The sequence below is a fragment of the Paenibacillus sp. 10L310 genome (assembly GCF_056395745.1).
The window spans coordinates 35,283-56,938 of the sequence record NZ_JBFTKC010000011.1 but is presented as its reverse complement, the minus strand read 5'-3'; the positions used below and the strand labels follow the sequence as shown (position 1 = coordinate 56,938).

The following is a 21,656-nucleotide window of genomic DNA, read 5'->3' as shown; positions in this document are numbered from 1 at the left end:
CGGAATGGAACAGTTAAGCACAGCAGCAGCAGAGACGTTGCAGCAATGGTTGGAGGATGCTTCGATTGATGAAGCAACGAAACAGGAGCTTCGTGACTTGCAGGATCAGCCGAAAGAGCTGGAGGAACGTTTTTACAGAAACCTGGAGTTTGGTACAGGTGGATTGCGCGGAGTCATTGGTGCCGGAAGCAACCGGATGAACCGCTACACCGTAGGTCGGGCAACGCAAGGATTTGCGCGTTATTTGCTTGAGCAGCATGGTGACCAAGAAGGCAAACCTTCTGTTGTCATTGCTCATGATTCCCGTCATTTCTCACCTGAATTCACACTGGATGCTGCGCTTGTACTGGCTGGAAACGGCATTGTAGCCAAGCTGTTCCCATCCCTGCGTTCAACTCCTGAGCTGTCATTCGCAGTGCGTCATCAGAAGGCAACTGGAGGGATCGTTGTAACAGCGAGCCATAACCCACCGGAATATAACGGCTACAAAGTATACAATCATGAGGGCGGTCAATTGGTACCGGATGAAGCTGAAAAAGTCATTCAGTACATCCAGGAAGTGCCTTCCCTTGCTGACGTGAAAAAGCTGACGCAAGAAGAAGCAGAAGCTCAAGGGCTCCTGATCTGGTTGGGTGAAGACCAAGATCAAGCGTTTGTGGATACCGTAGCAAGCCGCAGTCTGAGCCACGAGCTGATCCAATCCGGCATAGGCCGTGACTTTAAAATCGTTTACACACCGCTGCACGGAACGGGCAACATCCCTGTACGTCGAGTGTTAGAGCAGATCGGATTCGAGCAAGTGCACATTGTGGCTGAACAAGAACAACCAGATGCTGAGTTCTCTACTGTGAAATCCCCTAACCCGGAAGAACGCGAAGCGTTTACGCTTGCAATGAAGCTGGGAGAATCCGTGGGTGCTGACATTCTGATCGGAACAGATCCGGATGCAGACCGTATGGGTGCTGTCGTGAAAGACAATGATGGCAAATATTTCGTCTTGTCCGGTAACCAGTCTGGTGCCATTATGGTACATTACCTGCTCAGTCGCCTGCAAGAGACGGGTACATTGCCAAGCAACGGTGCGGTTGTCAAAACAATCGTAACAAGTGAGATGGGTGCTGTTATTGCTGAACATTACGGTGCAGAAGTGATGAACACACTGACGGGCTTCAAATATATTGGTGAAAAAATGAACCAGTTCGAAGCAACAGGCAGTCATACATTCTTGTTCGGATATGAAGAGAGTTATGGCTACCTTTCCGGTAACTATGCCCGTGACAAGGATGCTGTCCTTGCCTCGATGCTGATTGCTGAAGCAGCTGCGTATTATAAGAGCCAAGGCAAGACGTTGTATGATGTCTTGCAAGAGCTGTACAACCAATTCGGATATTTCCTGGAGAAGCTGGAGTCCCGTACGCTGAAAGGCAAAGACGGCGTGGCTCAGATTCAAGCCAAAATGACGGACTGGCGTTCCAATCCGCCACAAGAAGTAGCGGGAATTGCTGTACAAGATGTACTGGACTACTCCCTTGGTCTGGACGGTCTTCCGAAGGCGGACGTACTGAAGTTCATTTTGGCAGACGGTTCATGGTTCTGCTTGCGCCCTTCAGGAACAGAACCGAAGATCAAAGTATACTTCGCCGTGCGTGGAGAGAATTTGGAAGATGCGGAAAGCTGGATCGAGCGTCTGGTGACTACAGTGATGTCGCGTGTAGACGCACAATAATACGAATGCAACAATGAGCAAGAACATGAGAAGGCCTCTCCGCACCGTAAGGTTGGTTGGCGGAGGGGTTTTTCTTTGAAATAATATTACAGATGGATCTGGCATATAAGAGGGCTTGTTGACACAAGCTGTTTGTAACCTATTGTATGAATGTTAAATGAACGAATTACTTGAGCTGAACGTGCATTTGGTTCCAACACTTGAGGAGGTACATGTAGTGCGTCAAAAATGGCTTTATTGGAATAACGCTTCTCGGAAGTGGTTGTGGCTCGTCGTTATCATCGGTCTGGTCGCGTCCATCCCTGTAATCAGTGATCGGGTGCAGACAGAATCTTCTGCCAAAAAGGTGGAGCTTGTCTTCAACTATCGAGGTCTGCTGGATATTTCCGCCTATCAGGCACATCCGCAAGATTTCATGAATGAACAATTGACTCGTCTAAAAGACGCAGGCGTAACAACGATGGCTGTGTTCGAAAGTACATTGGACGAGCTGAGAAAGACACGCCGACTAATGGTATATAACGGCCAGGATCTCGCGAACCTGACCAAAGATGTGATCCCTTCTAATGCAAATTACACGTATGTGTTATTTACATCGGAGGAAAACGCACAGACGTATACCCCTATTATTGAACAAACGTTCGCTGATCGGCAGATTCCGGTAGTACCATGGGAATATGAAGGTCGTAGCGGCTTAATATTGCAGACTCCTCCGGAGAATGCCAACATGCAGCCTTTGCAGCCCGATCCGGTTGCCGTGAAGATGCTACGTGATAAAGGGTTCTACATTTTGCCGCGGATCTCGGACAGTGTGCCATACAGCCAGGAATCGATGGAGCGCTTGCTTACCTTCTTCGAAGAGAATGGCGTAAAGCGCATCTTGTTTGATGGTGATGCTGTGAAAGGGTACAATGATAATGCAGAGATGAAAAGTCTCGACCAATTTGCACAGTTGCTGAACAAGCACAATATTGGTCTTGCAGCCATTGAGAACTTGAAGAAACCGCAGTCTGGATTCCAGACCCTTGCATATAAAACGGATTACAACGTTACGCGTCTGTACTCGCTTAGTGATGGAGATGCCAATCTGGACGTAGACACGATTGCTGACCGTTTTGTTCTCGCAACCAAGGATCGCAATATTCGTATGCTCTATATGAATGCATCGCCAAGCCGGAATACAGCAAAGGCTATGATTACAGATCCAATTGAGAATCTGATCAATAGTCTGGGTGAGCCGGGTCATGCGGTAGAACGCATGGCGAAGCATGGATTCGAGTTAGGACAAGCTGAAGCATTTACAGTTAAGGATTCTTCGATTCAGCGTTATGCCAAGCTGGTTGCTCTTGTTGGTGCAATTGCCATGATTGCACTTATGGTTTCTTATTTTATCCCACTACTGACTTTGATCGCATTTGTGGTCGCTTTGGTGGGCAGTGCAGGATTGTTCCTTTTGAAACCAACGCTGCTGGAGCAAGGAATTGCCTTGCTTGTGGCAATCGCCGCGCCGACCATAGCGATGGTGCTGGCCGTTCGTACAGTGAACTATCAGCAACAGCGTCAACCCGACGCATCTGCGGGTCGTCGTTTGAAACAGACATTAGTTTTATATGTAAGAACTTCGATTCTGTCATTCCTGGCGGTACCTTTTGTCATCGCATTGCTTAACAGTATTACGTACAGTCTGGTGATTAACCAGTTCCGCGGCGTGAGTCTGTTGCACTTTGCACCGATGGCACTGGTAGCGATCTATATTGTGTTTTACCGGGGGGCGGGTTCGTTCTCCATTAAACAAATTAAAAATATCCTTCGTACACCGATTACCGTTGTGATGGTTGTACTGGGACTTGTTGCTGCCGTTGTTGGATATTACTATTTGAGTCGTACAGGCAACTCGGGTTCGGTAACACCATTCGAGATGTTCCTTCGTGTTGTGTTGGAAGATACGTTCGGTGTGCGACCGAGATTCAAAGAATTTATGCTGGGACACCCGCTGTTTATCGTTGGCGTGTTCGCCGCTTTAAAATATCGTAAAGTCATCTTTGTGCTCATTATTGCAGCGATTGGACAGTTGTCCATGGTGGATACGTTCGCGCATATCCATACGCCGGCTGTATTGTCACTCATTCGTGGAGTGATGGGATTGGGACTTGGCTTAATCTTCGGTATCATTGCTGTGGGTGTGTGGCAAGTAGCGGAAGGATGTTGGAAAAAATGGTCACCACTTCTCAAAAGTTAGTCATCTCGGGGTATTACGGATTCCGCAATAGCGGAGACGAAGCGGTGCTAAAGTCGATTTTGACAGCGCTGGAAGAGGAAAGCCAAAGGTCGAGCATAACGATTGAACCTATTGTTCTCTCGGGTGATCCCGAGTCGACAACCGCCATGTACGGTGTGCGCTCCGTGCATCGTATGAAATTGAAGGAAGTCCGTGAAGCACTCAAAGAGAGCGACGGGTTAATCAGTGGCGGAGGAAGTCTATTGCAGGATGCAACTGGACTGAAATCCATTCCTTATTATCTGGGTGTAATCAAGCTGGCCCAGTGGCTGAAAAAACCAACGTTTATCTATGCACAGGGGATTGGCCCTGTGAATCGTAAAATTTTCAATCCGATGATCAAATCGGTCTTTAAGGCCTGCACCTATGTATCCGTTCGGGATGAACAATCTGCAGACTACCTGCGTGGGCTCGGGTTACAGTGGAATCAGATCCATGTTGTACCCGACCCTGTAATGGGTTTGCCATTACCTGAAACAAAAGTTGAGAGGAGCGCAGGTGCTGTCTCTGCAAATGCTACTACTCAAGCTAATCGAGTGGAACCTTCAACTGGAGGACATACCAAGCTTCCTGTGATCGGCGTATCGGTACGTTTCTGGGAGTCAGACCGGAAGGAACTTACGGCTATTGCCGCCGGATTAAAAAAGCTGTGCTCCAAAAGAGCGGTGCACTTGCGTTTTCTGCCATTTCATTTGCCAGTGGATGAACAGGCATCACGTTTCCTTATGGAAATGCTCGGTGATGTGACCAGCAAAGGCAGCAAGATTAGCATCACAGAAGATCTGACCGACCCTCAGCTTATGCTGGAGGAAGTCAGCAAGTGTGATCTCGTCATCGGTATGCGTCTGCACAGTCTGATCTATGCAGCTTCGCAATATGTGCCTCCGGTGGGTATCTCGTATGATCCGAAAATTGATCAATTCCTGCTTCGTCTGGACAGTGAACCAGCAGGAAATACGGATACACTCGATGGAGATAAACTCGCCAAGACTGTTGTTGGACTGCTGGATCAACGTTCACAGTGGTTGAAGGAACATGAAGAAGGCATCACCCAACTGAAGCAGGAAGCCAGAGTGCCTGCACAGCAGATTATTAACTATTTAGGCCGCAAAGGATGAGATAAAGATGAGTCAGACCGGATCAATACCTACCGTTTCGATCTACGGCATTCCTTTTTCCAAACTGACGATGAAAGAAACGGTAAAGGTTCTCCAGGAAGCTGTGCTGTCCAAGCAGACACCATATCAGGTCATTACAGCCAACCCCATTATGGTTATGGCCGCATTAGAAAATCCCGCAATCATGGAAGTCATGCAAGCTGCGGAATTGATTGTTCCTGATGGAACAGGTGTCGTATGGGCTGCAAACTATTGTGGAGATCCTGTAGCTGAGCGAGTGCCGGGTTTTGAGCTTTTACATGAATTGCTGCGTGTTGGAGAAAACTATCGATGGGGCGTATATCTGCTTGGTTCCACCCCTGAGGTGATTCAAGAAACGGCAGTTCGGTTACAACAGCAATATCCGGCGATTCGAATTGTGGGTTATCGCGACGGTTATTTTGGTCCGGCTGAGGATGAACAGGTCATCGCTTCCATTCGGGAAGCGGCACCTGATCTGTTGTTTGTAGCACGTGGGGCGGACACACAAGAACCGTGGATTCACAAGCACAAAGATGCACTGCAGGTTCCCGTAACCATGGGCGTTGGCGGAAGCTTTGATGTGATTTCGGGTAAAACCAAACGTGCGCCTGTCCTGTTCCAAAAGTTAAGACTGGAGTGGTTTTATCGCTTATTGCGTGAACCAAGCCGGGCTGGACGGATGCTTGCGCTTCCGAAATTCGCTGTTAAGGTGATGCGTGACAAAGAAAACGTGACGAAAGTCCGTTAAAAACAGGTAATTGCGAGATAAATGCGTGTTTTTGCTAGAAATTGAGGATGGCTTTTCGGGTGTGATGAGCGTATAATTCATTCCGGATTACATGTGTGCCACTCCATGAAAACAGAAGCGTTACATTTGGCACTACGATTGCAAGGCAACCTGTCGATCGCCGTTATCCCCAGATTTCCTTTTATCCTTTTCCAAAGGATGAAATCCGGTGATAAATGCGAACGTTACACTTCTCTAGTTTTCCTTGCACTCTCCGTTATCGTGTAACAAAATTTTTCATCAAAAGTGACTAACAAATAATTTTTTATATATAAAAAGAGATCAGGGGATTTATAATTTCGTACAGGTATTATAATTGGGGGTCGAATGTTCAAATGGTAGCGATCTTTATCATTGGATTTATCGTGTCAATGGGACTGGCTCTTGCCCTGACACCACTTGTCAAAAAGTTCGCAGTCCGCATTGGCGCAATGGATACGCCGAATGCACGTAAAGTACACACACGGATCATGCCTCGTCTTGGTGGTCTGGGGATATTCCTGGCCTTTATTATTACAGTTGCTGCATTGCTTCCGTTTGTATCGGCATGGTTCACGACTCGGGATATGAGTTTTGTCAGCGCGTTTCTGATTGGTGGAACAATTATTGTACTGATCGGCGCACTCGATGATCGGTTTGAACTATCGGCCAAAGTGAAGCTGCTTGGTCAGATCGTTGCTGCTTCTGTCGTTGTATTTGGATTTAATATCCGGGTAGATTTCGTTAACATTCCTTTTCAGGATTCCTATTCTTCACTCGAAGCTTGGGTATCCATACCGCTGACGATTTTCTGGATCGTTGGTGTAACCAATGCGATTAACCTGATTGATGGTCTGGATGGTCTGGCAGCCGGTGTATCTGGTATTGCAATTGGTACCATTGCCGTGATGTCCTTCCTGATGGGTAACATGATGATTGCCTTGATGTGTCTTGTATTGCTGGGTAGTATTATCGGATTCCTATTCTTCAACTTCCACCCGGCCAAGATCTTCATGGGGGATACCGGATCACTATTCCTTGGTTTCTCTCTGGCGATGCTGTCCATGCTGGGATTCAAACAAATTGCTATCGTGTCCTTTATTACACCGCTGATCATTATCGGTGTGCCGCTCTCGGATACCTTCTTCGCGATTATCCGTCGTGCGGTACAACGGAAACCGATTTTCGCACCGGATAAAGGTCACCTGCATCACTGCTTGCGTGAACTTGGTTTCAGTCACCGTCAGACGGTACTGATCATATACGGAATTGCCGCGTTCTTCGGAGTTCTGGCGATTATCCAATCTTCCGCTGCTATGTTCGAAGCGAACTGGGTAACGTTTGTGGTCATCTGTATCATGATGTTCTTCCTCCAGGTGGGAGCAGAAGTCATCGGGCTTGTTAGCAAAACGAGAAGACCGGTTATCAACTTCCTGATGCGCATGCGCGTCAAGCTGAATCCGGAGACCCGTTCGAAATCATAAATAGATAAATGTAATGGTTATAGCTATTCTTGAATATTATTCCAGACCCAACCTTATCCCTTGTGGATAAGGTTTTTTGTTTATTTTGAGATTTTTACTAAATAATTGGAACCTTTTGCCGATATATAAAGGTAACTGACTTAAAAGAGGAGAGATGATATTTAATGCAACAAAAGAAACGGCCGTTGGTCTGGATGATGTTGGTCACCATGGTGTTCTCATTGTTCCCACAAGGTCTATTCGGTGGTTCCGTTGCTTCGGCAGCTGACGCATTTTCCACATACTTCACGCCCTCGGATCAAACAATTCGAGAAAGTTCCAGACTCTCACTTGTTTTTGATTCTACTCAAGGTAAGGATAACTCCAATTTCCTAACCCGTGATAAGGTATACAAGAGCCCTACCTCAGCGCTGACAATTACAGGTACATTCGCCATGGTGAGTGGGACAAGTCTGAAGGTAAAAGTTGAACAGTTGAAATTAGTCGAACAAGGAACCCTTAAGACATGGACTCCGGACGAGACCCGTACAGTAACAACAGCTATTACGGATAGTGGAAGTAATCGATTTACAGCAAATGATGTTGCACTGTTTTCAGGATTTAACAAGATCACGTTTATCGGAACACAAGGTAACAGCTCTGTAGAAAGCTCCGATAGTTTCTATGTGATGTATGATCCGGCTCCTTATATTGAGAACTTTGTATTATATACAGATCGAACTGTTCCAGGCGGTGGTGTAAGCTACAACTTGAATGAGGGAACAGAGACGGTAGTGGATACAGAGCGTGTTGATTTCCAAGGTACGGTTAAAAACGCAACGCAGGTTTCGCTCTCGGTTAATGGTGCAGAACCTATTGATCCACCAGTTACTTCAGATGGCAGCTTCTTCGCATCACAAATTAAGTTGTTGCCGGGGGAAAACATTCTGAAGTTTAAAATTGAAGGTCAGCCTAACGGTATTGAAACAGAACGTATCGTGTATTATTTTGATAAAACAAAGCCATTTGTAGATCTTAAGGTAAAGATTGGAACTGAAACTAAATCCGTACTGAGCAGGGACGAAAAGTCAACATTTACGGATCCAAATCAAACCACAGCAACATTGTCTGGACAAGTATTGATTCCTTATGTTGAAGGCAGTGGTAAATTCGCTGATGAAGGTGTAGTAACAGTTCAAGGACAACCCTACACCGTTAATATTGGTGCTAATGATGAGAAGTTGATTACAGGTCCTGACGGAAGATCTGTAAGATATCGTATGGTATCATTTACTTCTAATGATGTATACAACCTGACTGCAGGTAAGAATCAATCGCTTACTGTAAGGGTGGCTCAAGGCGCATTCAGTGCAGAATATACAACCAGCTATTTATACTCGCCTGGTTCACAAGACATCACGAACCTGTACTACCTGCCTAACTTCAAACCAGGATCTACAATTACGTCCAAAGTACCGCTTAACGGCGCGACACTACAAGAGGATAAACTGTATATTCTCGTAGAATCGAGTAGCTCACTTGATAAGATACCAAGGCCTGTTCTTAAAGGAGCTTATCTGCCATCAGGGCTTAAGACGGTGGATATGACAGAAGTTACGGATGTCTCAGGATTAACTGATAAACAACAAGTGTATGAAATTAATGGTCTTGCAAGTGGTAAGCAGCAACTTCGCTTCTCCTTCAGTGATACTCCAGAGCCTGAGCTGTCTAAATTCGTTGAAGTTACCTATGCAACGATCAGTTCGATCTATGTTGGAAGCTTGCAAACAGGAGAAACTTATGAGTTCGACTCCTCTGCAGGGAAGCAATACGTGAGTGTAGAGGGAGAATTGCTTGGCTTCAAAGATCTGACTGCATTGAAAGCAGAGATGATTGTGAATGGTCAATTGACTGCAACGACTGCCACAGGACTGGTGACGGGGGATACTTTAGATGTTGAGCATCCAACGCCTATTCCAGTAATCGAGTTTCCCAAAACTCAAAAATTCAAATTCAGCTTACCGATCAAGCGGAATGGTCCAATATACTATGGAGAAAATACGATTGAACTTCGTGCCGTAGTTGATGATGGGGGCGGAAGGCCCAAAACAATTACAACCTTGCTGAAAATCAATGTGATCGATACTTATCATTCAACCATATCTACATTTATGCCAACACGTATTCCAACAAGCAGAGAGTCTTTTGATAATTCGGTAATTGGCAATTACACACAAGAGAAGCTAAGCAGAATTTTTGCGGTGACTCCTGATTTTATCTTTAAAGATGAAAAATATGTAACGAGTGAAAAAGAGTTTGACTTGGTATTCAGAGGTGCTGGGGCCCAGAATGTAAATCTGAGCTTTGGATCAAAAGTCATTTTCAGCAGCCAAACATTGAATAGTGATAATGTGCTTCAGAGTAAAGATACTGGCAATACGGCTGATTATACAGGGTCAGACTTTGCGGGTAATCAAGATGCATTTATTGGCCGGATTCGCGGCTTGAAATTTGATGCGCCTGGAACACAAGTATATACACTTGAGTTAATTAACAGCACAGGGGCTCGTTCTACTCAAAGAATCGAGATCGTGCGTGAGCCTGCATCTTATCGGATATTAGCTCCACAGCCTACAGTGGGTGATCAGATCGTTGTTAATAAAAACTTTGTCCGCTTCGATATTGAAGCAGAAGGCGCAACTCAAGTGAAGATTGGTAAAGACATCGCTGAGAAACGTACAGACTTAAACAATCGTTTTGTGCTTGATTATGTAGATCTTAAGGCGGATAAAGAGAATAAAGTGAAGATTGAAATTACCCGTCCAGGCGGGAAAATTAATGATACGATCTCTATTTACTATACAAGTGCAGTAACGACAAATTCGGAGTATATGGCTCCGAAGGTTGCCAATAAATATACGGCGTTTAATAAAAACTTGCAGTTGTCTTTCCCGAAAGGAACTGTGTTACAATCTCAAAACTCAATCGGTGTAACAAAGTTTTATCCAAATAACAAACTGTTGTTTGGTATTGCGGAACCGAAAAAAGGGATTGTAGAGAAGATCAATGATTATGGTTATGACACCGAGATTGGTGGAGAGAATAAGCCGAAAATTGAAATACCGCTTGCTGTCTCAGGGAATTTCGCATCTTCATTGGACACAGGTGACTTTACCTTAATCTCAGATATTTACTGGATTAATGGTGGAGTCGGTGAACTGGGTAGCAAAAGTGATAGCAGCTATAAACCAGGTACGGATGGTCTCACTCCTTACAGTATGGAAGGGATCTTCTCTACATTCGCTTCTGAGCGTATTCTCACACCGTCTAGTCGAGGATCATTAATTTTGAACTATGATCCGTCTATTGTGGATGATGTTGGTGCTACAATTACGGTATTCCGTCTTTCCGATAAAACCAAAACAGGGACATGGGTTCCAATTGGCGGCAAGGTGGATACGAAGAAACATACCATTACAGTCCCATTCGATGAATTTGGATATTACAAAGTAATGAAACAGAGCAAAAGCTATGCGGACATTACTAATCACCCTTGGGCAAGAAACTACCTTAATGCCATGTATGCCAAAGGTCTGATGAAGCCATTGAAGAGTAATTCGTTTGGTGCAGATGATCGTATAACTCGTGGTGAGTTCGCAACGTTGCTGGTAAAAGGCATGAATATTCCAATTACAACGCCAACACAGCAGACCTTCAGTGATGTAGGAAAAGGTACGGGAGCGGAGATTTGGAACTATGAAGCTATTGAAACTGCAGCACGTGTAGGTATCATTACGGGACGCAGTGACGGCTTCTTCCAGCCGCAGTTACCAATATCAAGAGAAGATGCGGCGGTAATGATTGCCCGCGCCATGAATGCTAAACTGTCTGCTAATGACGACAAACTGTCGCAAGCATTAGGTAAGTCATTTTTGGATTCTGGTTCAATCGAATATTATGCACGACCAGCTATACAAGCCGTAACCAAAGCCAAAATTATGGATGGAAGTCCGGTTACAGTAGCTGGATCTAAGAAAGCACAATTCCAATTCAATCCAAAAGGCAATATGACTCGTGCTGAAGCTGCTAAAATTGCTGTAGAGCTGCTTAAGAAAAGTACAGGTCTATTCCCTAAAACCTTGAGTTAATTCATTTGATACATGGAATCAATTTAGGAAGGACCTGTCCCTTACTCTAAAGGGGCAGGTCCTTTTCATGGCTGTCAATGAATTGACATAGAGTACTTTTATAATAGAAGAAACAGAACTTTTACCAATAACTATTTTTGTAATTTGCTAGAGTTTAAGATACAATAACGGTAAATACACAATGATCTAGAGGGTGAAGTTAGCTAATGAAACCGATTTATTCGAAAGCCCAGCTGGGCTACATGAAGGCAAAGACACAGTTTGAGAAGCAGGCAGTCATTCTGGAGAAAAAGTTGGAAGATACACGCAAGACTCAGGAGATCTCTCAGGAAGTTATGGAAGGGCTTGTACAGTCCACTGGCTTCCATGATGCGTATAACAATCTGGTTCTGGCTGAGAATGAGTTGATTGAATGGTCTCACACGACGATGAAGCATGAGAAAACGTACCGTGAGAACAGACAACCAATTGACGATATGTATCTGAGATTGAACAGTGATCCAAATATGCGTGCTCAAATTATTGAACTCGCGATGAAGATTAAATAACTTATATTTCCAGAACTGCAGGAAAAGCATCCCAATAGGGGTGCTTTTTTATTTTATTTTTTGTGAATTTTGTCGCTTCATAGGTTGAAGTTGCGGGTATAAATAAACGTTGGTAGCACAGACAAACCATAGATCACCATTCCAGATTCACTGCTGTATCAATGGTTTGAAAAGGTTTTGAATGGCTTCAATACCCGCACTGTACCTATACATAAAAAAAATCAAAACTTTTTTTGTGCAATCCGCAACTTTTTGAAATCTACTGCGTTTAAAGTGTAGAGTCGAAAACATTGGGCCTGTTACCAAGAATGACCTCGTGAAGAATCTTGTCTATTTTTTAGAAAAAATTGCTTTACGGCAAGAGAGACCCATTGTATAATACGTAAGGTAGGATTAGGAAACTACTCTATTTACGTGTGATTCTGCTTTATAAACTAGTTTACAAGTTTCTGTGATATGCTCACAGACATCATTTATATTAACTTGCTCACAACTCTGGAAAGGGGGTGCAACAATATATGAGGAATACGAGCGACCCTATTAAAAAAGAAAATTCAAATGTTATGAACGCCCAAGGAGGAGAAAAAAAGGTTATGAAGAAAATTTTATCCGTAGCATTGTCTACAGCAATGGCATTCTCAATGTTTGCATCTGTAGCATTCGGTGACACAGCAGTTTCCCCGCAACAACAGTTTGATGCATTGAAAGCAAAAGGTATCTTCAACGGTTATCCGGATGGTACAGCAGGTCTTGACAAAGACATGACTCGCGCTGAGTTTGCAAAAGTTATCACTAAATTGCTGGGTCTGAAAGAGATCACTGGAACTCTTTCTTACACTGACAAAAACTACACAGCTAAAAACTGGGCTGTACCTTACATCGAAGCAGTAACTGCTGCTGGTATCATGGAAGGTAAAAACGTTGAGAAGAAAATCTTCGACTTCAACGGTAAAGTGACTGTGTCCGAGATGGCTACAATCCTGACTCGTGCATTGGATCTTGAAATCCCAGCTGAAACAAACAACACTGCTCCAGCTTGGGCTAAAGGTTATGTTCAAGCAGCAATCAACGCTGGTTTGGTTGATGCAAACACTAACTTCACAGCTAACGCTTCCCGTGAATTGCTTGTAGGCGCTGCTTACGCAATTGACGAAGCACAAAGCTTGAAAGTATCTTCTTACACAGTAACTGAAGGTGGAAAAGTTGTTGAATTCAAAATCAGCGACGGCGAAACTGTAAAAGTTACTTTGGATAAAGCTCTTGAAGCTAACAAAGAAACTGAAGTGAAATTTACTTACAAAGAAAAATCTTTCACTGAAAAAGTTACTTATGTTGTAGAAGCTGCAACTAAAGTACAATCCGCTTCTTCTGTTAACTTGAAAGAAGTTGACGTTGCTTTTGACGGTAAAGTAGACAAAGCTACTGCAACTGACAAAGCTAACTACACTGTAGATTCCAACGCAAAAGGAATCAAATCCATCACTTTGTTGGCTGACGGTAAAACAGCTCGCCTGTTGTTGAACGAATCCAGCAAATTCACGCAAGGCACTACTTACAAAGTAGCTGTTAAAAACGTGAAATCTTCTACAGGTACTGTATTGCCACAAGGTGAAGTTTCCTTCACATCTGCTGACAATGTACTGCCTACAGTAACAGAAGTTAAAGCTCTGGGAACTAAAGTTATCAAAGTAACTTTCTCTGAGCCAGTTGTAGCTCCATCAAGCAGCAACTTCCAATTGGATGATAAAGCTTTTGTTGGATCTGTAACTCCAGGTGCTAACCAACGTGAAGTAATTCTGCGTGACTACACAGGAACAATTTCTGAAGGTGCTCACAAATTGACAACTTCCATGATTGAAGACTTCGCTGGTCTGAAATCTTTGGCAGCAACTACTGATTTCACTGTAGCAGCTGATACTGAAGGTCCTAAAGTGACTGAAATTTCCGCTACTTTGGAAAAAGTAACTGTAACTTTCGATGAAGAGATCGATCCAGCTTCTGTAACTAACGACAGCTTCTACTGGAAATCTGGTTCTTCTAATAAAACAGGTACAGTAACTCAAATTGCTTCCAATGTATATGAAGTTCAATTTACTCAAGCTAACCGTCTGCCAGGATATGAGTCCACTTTGTTCGTAGAAGTGAAAGACTATTCCGGTAACGTTAACGCTGTGAAAGAACACAAAATCAACGCTACAGTTGACTTGGTTCGTCCACAAGTAGTTGAAACAACATTTGGAAACCGTACTAATGAATTGACAGTACGTTTTGACAAAGCTGTAGATGCTGCAGACAAAAAATACTTCACTGTTAAAAAAGGTAACGATGTTATCCCAGTAAGCAGTGTATCGGCATTGGATAATTCCAATAAAGTATTCCAAGTTAAGTTCTTCGGCACACTTGCAACTGGAACTTACAATTTGAAAGTTGCAGATGTTCAAGACATGACAGCATTGAAAAATACTTTGGTAGAGTACAATGGTACATTTGTAGCTAATGATACTGCTAACCCAGAAATCACTTCTACAGACTACAATGAAGCAGCTCGCAAAGTAACATTGAACTTTGGAAGAGAAATGGATCTTTCCACTCTTAACCTGAAATCTAATTACTACGTTACTTTTGCTAAAGCTGGAAACAATGTTCAAAACATTGCTCTGCCAAGTGAAGCTACTGTGAGCGTGGTTAATGGTGGTAAATCCGTAGTTATCCTGTTCCCTGAGAATATCGATGGAACAAAAGTTACTTTCGGACCAACTGGATCTGTATCCGGTGTATGGGCTACTGGTTTGAAATCTAAAACTGGTCAAGCGGTTGCTATTGCTGCAAAAGGATTGAGTGAAGCATCTGTAAACCAATTGAAATGGACTGGCGCAGTACAAAAAGATGCTAGAACATTCGAACTGACTTTTAATAACGTAATTGCTAATGCAAGCGCTGGTGACTTCCAAATCAATGGAGCATACCCTACTTCAGTTTCTATTGATGAAAAGGTTGTTACATTGAAGGTCGATAAAGATCTTACTGGTGCTGACATTGTGATTTTTGCTAACAATTCTATCGAAACTTACTCTAATGGTAAATTGAATCTGTCTTCTAGCATCTCGATGCCAGTTAACAATGCAGTGGCACCAAGAGTAGAAAAAGTAACTACTAGAGGTGTTAATCAACAATTTGAAGTACAATTCACTTCAAATTTGAGCGCAATTGACGTAAATCAAATTGCCAATGACTTTATTGTTAGAGATCTTTCTCTGACTAACCCATCTACTAAACAGTTGACTCCTGGAAACAACGGCTTTACAGCGTCGTACGATCCTGCAAAACCAAATGTTGTAACTTTTGAAATCACTAACGAAAATGCTAAGAAAAAACCAGTTTCTGTAGAAGTTGCTTCATACGCTAAGTACTTGACGGCGTTTAACTCCACTACAGTAATTGCTAAATCTGATGCATTCACAGTTGCACCTCCAACAGGGGATAGTGCAGCAGTTAAAGTAACTTCCACTAAAGTTACTGCAGGAAAAGCAGCTGTTCCAGCTACTGCAGAAGCAAGCGGAGTTAAACTGACCTCAACAAGAAGCACTGTAAGTAATGGTTATGCAGTTGCTCTTACTGTGGATAATACTCTTCCTACAGGTGCTAATGATCCAAAAGTTATAATCAGCCCTGATGGAAAAACAATCACTGTGAACACAGCTGCTACTTCAGAAGATATCGTTAATGAAATTAAACTTTCTAATCTTCCGTTCAGTGCTGAGCTTGGTACAGCTGCTCCAGTAGTAACTGGTCCATTCAATTTTGCAGGCGCTACAGCAGCGACTAACAACAGTTTGCTTGTAACACTGAACGAAAATGTTGAAGCAATTAAATCTGTTAAAATTGGTAACACAACTTACCCAGCAAGTGCTGTAACTTTCACAGCTGGAACTTCAACATTCACTGTTAATGTTGGTACAGAGAACGTTGCAGGCTCGCCATTGGAAGTCGTTGCAACAGTAGGTACTGGAACAAATGCTACTGATATTACTCTTCAAGTAGCTATTGGTAATACTATTTAATAAAGTTCATTTCAATAAGAGCTGCATCAAGATATTACTCTTGATGCAGCTCTTTAATTTTTATTTGTACACATTTTCCCGAAAACAGATGCTTAATCAATTAGTTTTTGATAATCTGTTAAACTCATGAATATGATTTCCAACAAGATCGTAACTTTCTGTCCCTCTCAAACGTTTATACTATAAAGCAACAAGCAACTTATGGGAGGTTTGGAAGTGGATCATAAAAAGGTCATAACGACTTTGATAACTAGTATGTTATTCATCAGTTCAAGTGGAGGTTTAGTAGCTGCAGCAAGTACACCAGCTAACTCAGGTAAACCTGCTACAAATAACAGCGCAACAACAAAGAAGCAACAGACAACAACCACGAACAAAGTCGTACATACACTGGCTAAGGTACCTGCGGTCAAAGTAACTGCACGGAGTACCGTTAAGTTAACAGACGTCAATATCTTGTCGCAAGACGACGGGAATACGGTGACGTATACACTGACGTATAAAAATAATGACAGCACACCGATGATGATGCTCGATTATTGGAGCAAAGTGAAAACAAAAGGTGGAACAAGCTTCTCTCCAAAGCTGATCGCCAAGGATCAAGAGAAGAAGACGGTATCACCGGGTTCCACGGTGGATCTCACATATGTTATGAAGGTTGGACGTGAGGTGAAATTAAGTGATCTGAACTTCCTGATTGTAAAGTGGGATTTCAGTAAACCAAATTATGAAAGCACGTTGGGGAAATTCAATGTTCCTGCTTCATATAGCATCACTACACCTGTAGGCAAAACGAAGACGGTTCGTTTGAGTGATTCAGCCGTCAAGGTTAAAGTCTCTGGTATTAAAGTGTATCCAGGGGAGAATAAGAAACAATACGTCAAAGTTGGCGTGAACCTAAATAATATCAGTTACAAGCTATTGGATAGTCCAAATATCAAGTGGATTCTACGTACACCAGGTGGTACGAATTATCCGTTGACCCCGGATAAGGATAGTACAGGTGTCAGTATTCAGGCACAGGCCAACAAAACGTTAAATTTAATGGCTTCATTGCCTACAGCATTGAAACTGGAAAAGTCCGAATTACTTCTTGTGGAAGAACAAGGTGAAGAGAAGACTGCTCTGCCAGTGGCTGCATTACAGCTTCCTGAAGCTAGCCAAACCAATGTAAACGTAGTAGCAAATCAACCGAATATTATCTCAATTGATGGACAACCTGTATCGACTCTTTTGGAATCTGCTCGTGTCCGTGGTGAGGATGAAGAGTTCGATCTAACGATGCAGTGGGTCATTAAGAACCAAGGGAAAAAAGAAGTTAAGGTTCCCAAATACGCATTAGAGATCCGTACAGAAGATGGTACTTCCTATCCGATCGAGACGAAAGCGCTAGATGATCTGAAGTTGAAGCCAGGTGCGACTAAAACGATCAAGCTGATCACTACGATTCAAGGGGATGGGGATACCAGCAAGATCAAATTATATGCGATGACACCTACAACCAAAGATGAGAGCAAAGAAGGGGAAACATCTGGCGGAGGCACGAGTGGCTTTGAGTTCTCCTATCCGGTTGGCATCTATGCTATTCCTGAATCCGTAACAAGTGGAGATGGACTTACAACAGAAACGGTAATTAAGAATAGTAAAGGTACATTCGGTGTATCTGTTGGCTCCTTACAACGGCTTCCATGGACAGACAGTGATATTATTGCTGCCAAGGTCACCATCCGTAATGCATCGGCCAAAACAGTTCAATTGCCAGAACTGGAAGCGATGTTCACAATCGATTCTGCACGTATTGATGGAGATACGAAGCTGATTCGTGCAGAAGGCGGCAAGTTACTAGGTTCTGGTATGGTCACCGAAGCTTATCTCCTGACGAAGATTCCATCTGAACTCAATATGAGCCGTCTGGAATTAACTTTGCAGGAGAAAGTAAGTGAAGAAGAAAAGAACGATTGGATTACTCTTAGTACGTCCGGTTTAATTCAGCCCCTCTCTTATGTAGGCGAAGGGAAAACTTATACTCAAGGAACTGCAGATAAAGAAACAGAGCTGGGCATACGCAGAACATATGTATATCCGGGATCTTCGTCCGATATTGTATACACCGAATTCGAGATGACGAATAAGTCGCTGCGTCAGAGTGGCCTTGCGAAGTTGGTAGGATACTATAAAACAGCAGATGGTCAATATTACAAAGCAACAGCCAAGCAGGCAAACCGTGTACCGGGACCAGGTCAGAAGAGTATCGTTACGTTCTGGGCCAAAGTGCCGAAGAGTGTGAAAACATTATCTGATATGCGTCTGATTGTAGGTGAAGGGGTTGCTGACAACAAATTTGTCACCGGTGAAGGTGATGCAACGGCTTACGTTAACGCCATGTCATTCGAGGTGCAACCGAAATCATTATCTGTTCTATCATCTCTGAATGATATCGACTTGTATCCGTTCAAATTCTCGGGCAGCAATATTAAAGCTTACCTTACAGGTGGAACGGCAGTACAGATTGAGATGATCTACTCCTTAACACAGGAGGAAGCTGTGGATAGTGGAGAGTATGGACACAAGCTGATTCTGTCTCTAACCGATGGGTCAGGTAAAGTGTTTGATAAAGAGATCACACCAGGAACTGATCTGAAAACAGGCATTAACCAGACGCTGAACTGGAGTATTGATGATACGGTATTTGATAAAATACGTGGTGGCTCATATCGCGTAGCCTTGTATGATGTTTTCGAAGGTCAACGAATTCGTCTTGCAGAACAAGGCTATAGTTACGATGTATCCAAACTGCCTAAAGAAGAACCGATCATCCCGGAGTTCCCGGAAGAGGGTTCTGATAATCCCAATAATAATCGGTAATTTGTACGAAAATTAAGATATTTTAAAGCTAAGACCTCGCTTCCACATCTACGGAAGCGAGGTTTTGCTTGTCGCATGTCTATTTTTTCTCTATAGTTAAAGTTAATAGATTACCAGAGGAGGAAAATGATTCACATGAAACCTTATATGAAAGTATCCCTCGCTGCGCTCGCCATTGGTGTTGGCGTCTGGGTTGGGTCGGTATACAGCAATACAGCCATCGGTGCAGGTACAAGCCAGCCAGGAACAGCAGATGATCCGGTTGTAACAAAGAGTTATGTAGATCAGCAGATCCAACAGGCTTTGGGCGGTAAGATCCCGACTGGAGGAGGAAGTACCAATACGGGAACAGACAGCAATGCAGGAAATGGTAACAACACCGGCTCTACAGGAACCGGGAACTCCGGTACAGGTGGAGACACATCCCTTCCTCCACTGGTCTCGGGCGCTTCTGAAGCCGTTGAGATCGTAACGGTGAAGCCGGGTCAACAGCTGATCGGAAAGTCCGGCGCGGAGTTCATTGTACGTAGCGGCAAGGCTGTGATCGTCAGTGAAGGTACGAATGGTGTAGCTGATCTGACAGACGGGATTGATCTGACGAATGGACAGGCAGCGCCGACCAATCACCTGCTTTCTTTTCCAAGGGATGGACGGGGAATTACGGTATTGGAAGGAAACAAATATAGCCTAACCGTAATGGTTCGTGGTGGATATACTCTGAAATAGTTTTTGTAGCTGTTAAAGGAATTATTCATTAGTCTTACTTTTCATTTGCTCAGATTACCCATTTCTAACAAACATTAATACGGCTAGCCAGCCTTGTTCCTGCTCACTCTATAACTGTTGACAATCAATTAATGGAGGTGCAGGAATCATGGCTAGAAGCAATCGTAAAGTGGTACCCGAAAGTCGTCAAATGCTGGATCAGATGAAGTATGAGATTGCTGCAGAGTTTGGTCTCAATGTAGGTTATGGTGGCAGAGGTTTAGCTGGTGCGGATACAGAATTTGGATCTGAACTGGGTGAAGTAAGTGATCACTCCTATGGGCAATACAAAGGGTGGGGACATCTGACTTCCCGCGAGAATGGATCGGTTGGTGGAGAGATCACCAAAAGGCTAATTCGCCAGGCAGAACAGCACTTATAGGGCATTTTCCTTACCCCATTTCGTTTGACACGTCTTGACAAATACGTTAAGATGGCACTTGAGGTATGCAACCTTTTCCACTAGGGAAAGGTTGATTTTCGTTTGAGGCAATTACCTGAAAAATCCTTATCTTCGGTACTGCGGACTCTGCGTCCTTATTCCATTTTGGAAAGCTTCGAGGGTACAGTGAACGAATCGCTGTCATGTTTTGTTCGGGCAATCGCCATACTACTAGTTATGGGAGGTTGAAACTTCATGTCTGTTAAAGGCCGGCATCTATTTACATCGGAGTCTGTAACCGAAGGACATCCGGATAAAATCTGCGATCAGATCTCAGACGCCGTATTGGACGCGTTTCTTGCAAACGACCCCAATGCTCGCGTAGCTTGCGAAGTTTCCGTAGCCACAGGCTTAGTGCTTGTCATCGGTGAAATCAGTTCAGCTTCTGAATACGTGGACATTCCGTCCATCGTTCGTAATACAATTAAGGATATTGGCTACACACGTGCCAAGTTCGGTTTTGATTATAACACTTGTGCAGTTCTGACTTCTCTGAATGAGCAGTCCGCTGATATTGCCCAAGGCGTTAACGCAGCGCTTGAGAACCGTGACCCGGAACAAGTTGCTCGTGAAACAGAAAACATTGGTGCAGGTGACCAAGGTTTGATGTTCGGTTTTGCAACGAACGAAACACCTGAACTCATGCCTTTGCCAATCGCTCTGTCCCACCGTATCGCGCGTCGTCTGGCGGAAGTGCGTAAGAACGGTACATTGGAATATCTTCGTCCGGATGGTAAAACGCAAGTAACGATCGAATACGACGGTGATAAACCGGTACGTGTGGATACAATCGTCGTGTCTACTCAGCATGCTGAAGAGACTACGCTGGAGCAGATCCAAAAAGATATCAAAGAACATGTAATCTTGCCTGTTGTTCCAGCTGGATTGCTGGATGAGCAGACTAAATATTTCATCAACCCAACAGGACGCTTCGTTATTGGCGGACCTCAGGGAGATGCAGGCCTTACTGGACGTAAAATCATCGTAGATACCTATGGCGGTTATGCACGTCACGGCGGTGGTGCGTTCTCTGGTAAAGATCCAACAAAAGTAGACCGCTCCGCAGCATATGCGGCACGTTACGTAGCGAAAAACCTTGTAGCTGCAGGTCTTGCAGACAAAGTTGAAATCCAGCTCGCCTACGCGATTGGTGTAGCCAACCCGGTATCGATCAACGTGGATACATACGGAACTGGCAAAGTCAGCGAAGAGAAATTGGTTGAGCTTGTGCGTAACAACTTTGATCTTCGTCCGGCTGGCATCATTCGTATGCTGGATCTGCGTCGCCCAATCTACAAACAAACCGCTGCTTACGGTCACTTCGGCCGTACAGACCTGGATGTACCTTGGGAGCAAGTGGACAAAGTAGACCTTTTGAAAACTCAAGCAGGTCTGTAAGTTAGATTCAAAAGTAATGAAGCCCTTGATTCCGTTAAAGGAATTAAGGGCTTTTTT

The 21,656-nt window shown here is 43.8% G+C and carries 12 protein-coding genes; all 12 read left to right on the top strand.

Annotated features, from left to right (window positions below):
* Positions 1-4: 4 nt before the first annotated feature.
* The 12 genes from AC1DE7_RS21325 (at position 5) to metK (ending at position 21,599) form a co-directional block, all read left to right on the top strand.
* The gene (locus AC1DE7_RS21325; RefSeq protein WP_477535127.1) at positions 5-1,726 is read left to right on the top strand and encodes a phospho-sugar mutase; all 1,722 of its coding nucleotides are present in this window, start codon (positions 5-7) and stop codon (positions 1,724-1,726) included.
* Positions 1,727-1,943: 217 nt separating this feature from the next.
* Positions 1,944-3,965, top strand: a complete 2,022-nt coding sequence (locus AC1DE7_RS21320) for a DUF5693 family protein (protein ID WP_339179885.1) — start codon at positions 1,944-1,946, stop codon at positions 3,963-3,965.
* On the top strand, positions 3,941-5,122 hold the full coding sequence (csaB, locus tag AC1DE7_RS21315; RefSeq protein ID WP_477535126.1) for a polysaccharide pyruvyl transferase CsaB: 1,182 nt from the start codon (positions 3,941-3,943) through the stop codon (positions 5,120-5,122). The genes AC1DE7_RS21320 and csaB overlap by 25 nt, the downstream gene beginning before the upstream one ends.
* Positions 5,123-5,129: 7 nt before the next feature.
* On the top strand, positions 5,130-5,891 hold the full coding sequence (locus AC1DE7_RS21310) for a WecB/TagA/CpsF family glycosyltransferase (protein ID WP_477535125.1): 762 nt from the start codon (positions 5,130-5,132) through the stop codon (positions 5,889-5,891).
* Positions 5,892-6,265: 374 nt separating this feature from the next.
* Positions 6,266-7,393 carry a glycosyltransferase family 4 protein gene (locus AC1DE7_RS21305; protein WP_036667762.1) on the top strand — a complete coding sequence of 376 codons (1,128 nt, stop codon included), beginning with the start codon at positions 6,266-6,268 and terminating at the stop codon, positions 7,391-7,393.
* A gap of 164 nt (positions 7,394-7,557) precedes the next feature.
* Positions 7,558-11,520: an S-layer homology domain-containing protein gene (locus tag AC1DE7_RS21300; RefSeq protein ID WP_477535124.1), complete on the top strand. Its 3,963-nt coding sequence runs from the start codon at positions 7,558-7,560 to the stop codon at positions 11,518-11,520.
* A gap of 206 nt (positions 11,521-11,726) precedes the next feature.
* A complete protein-coding gene (locus AC1DE7_RS21295; protein WP_036612519.1) occupies positions 11,727-12,068 on the top strand; it encodes a hypothetical protein in 342 nt (113 codons plus the stop codon).
* A 518-nt stretch (positions 12,069-12,586) separates the two neighbouring features.
* Entirely contained in the window at positions 12,587-16,129 is a 3,543-nt protein-coding gene (locus tag AC1DE7_RS21290) for an S-layer homology domain-containing protein (RefSeq protein WP_477535123.1), read from the top strand.
* Between the two features lie 216 nt (positions 16,130-16,345).
* Positions 16,346-18,994 (top strand): hypothetical protein, encoded by a 2,649-nt coding sequence (locus AC1DE7_RS21285; RefSeq protein ID WP_477535122.1) that lies wholly within the window; start codon positions 16,346-16,348, stop codon positions 18,992-18,994.
* 135 nt (positions 18,995-19,129) lie between these two features.
* Positions 19,130-19,720, top strand: a complete 591-nt coding sequence (locus AC1DE7_RS21280; RefSeq protein WP_477535121.1) for a hypothetical protein — start codon at positions 19,130-19,132, stop codon at positions 19,718-19,720.
* A gap of 148 nt (positions 19,721-19,868) precedes the next feature.
* Positions 19,869-20,141, top strand: a complete 273-nt coding sequence (locus AC1DE7_RS21275) for an alpha/beta-type small acid-soluble spore protein (protein ID WP_017691962.1) — start codon at positions 19,869-19,871, stop codon at positions 20,139-20,141.
* A 255-nt stretch (positions 20,142-20,396) separates the two neighbouring features.
* Positions 20,397-21,599, top strand: coding sequence for a methionine adenosyltransferase (gene metK, locus AC1DE7_RS21270; protein WP_036612510.1), 1,203 nt, complete (start codon positions 20,397-20,399; stop codon positions 21,597-21,599).
* Positions 21,600-21,656: the final 57 nt, after the last annotated feature.